Source organism: Curtobacterium sp. MMLR14_010 (assembly GCF_001865015.1).
GTDB lineage: Bacteria > Actinomycetota > Actinomycetes > Actinomycetales > Microbacteriaceae > Curtobacterium.
The window spans coordinates 1-917 of sequence record NZ_MJGV01000080.1; the positions used below are offsets into that span (position 1 = coordinate 1).

A 917-nucleotide genomic window follows, 5' to 3' on the forward strand; every position below is an offset into this window, starting at 1 on the left:
TGGCCAGGCTGGGCGCATTCAAGCCTCGCGCCTTGAGATCCAGCAACACTTCACGCCAGCTCTGTGTGGACTCGCGGACACCGTCCTCAATCGCCAAGAAGCGCTTCTCGCCGCGGTCATTCACACCGATCACGACCAGGGCGCACAGCTTGGCATCCTCGGCCCGCAAACCGCTGTAGATGCCGTCCGCCCACAGGTACACCCAACGGTCCCGGTCTAATCGACATTGGCGCCAGGCGTCATACTCCTGGGCCCACTGACGTTTCAGTCGGGCGACGGTGCTGGCCGACAAGCCCTTGGCCTCCGGGCCCACCAGAATCTCCAGCGCACTCTCCATCTCACCAGTCGACACCCCTTTGAGGTACAGCCAGGGCAACGCCGCTTCCAGCGAGCGGGTCTTGCGGACATACGGCGGAACCAAGGCCGACCGGAAGGTCACCGGGTGACCATCTTTTGCTCGCACCTTCGGTACTTTGACGGTGATCGGGCCAACCCCCGTTTGAATGGCTCGCTCAGGTTGATACCCATTGCGAACCACGGCCGCTCGACCATCCTCCAGCTTACGCCCTCCAACGGTGTCCATGAACTCAGACAACTCAGCTTCGACTGCCTGATGAATCAACTCCCGTGCGCCTCGACGCAGCAACTCGGTCAAAGGATCAACCGATTCCTCTCGACCTGATATCCCGACAACGTTACTCTTTCCCATGGCGGTGTACTCTTGGTTGGTTGACTGTTTGGCGACAACAAATCAACCAGATACGCCGCTTTCTTTCAAATCTTCAAACACCAGATTCAGTTATAACTCTCTCCTTGCTTTACGAACACAGAATCCGTTCTGTGCAGTGATAGACGATAATAACCGAAATATAGATAGGGTTGGCAATGAGTCAATCTGGTTCCGTGCGGCCAGAGAC

1 protein-coding gene is annotated in these 917 nt (G+C 57.3%); it reads right to left on the reverse strand.

Features of this window, described 5'->3' with window-relative positions; translation table 11 throughout:
* A partial coding sequence (locus BIU98_RS17070) for a transposase (RefSeq protein ID WP_175481408.1) occupies window positions 1-709 on the reverse strand: 709 nt, incomplete at its 3' end.
* Window positions 710-917 lie beyond the last annotated feature (208 nt).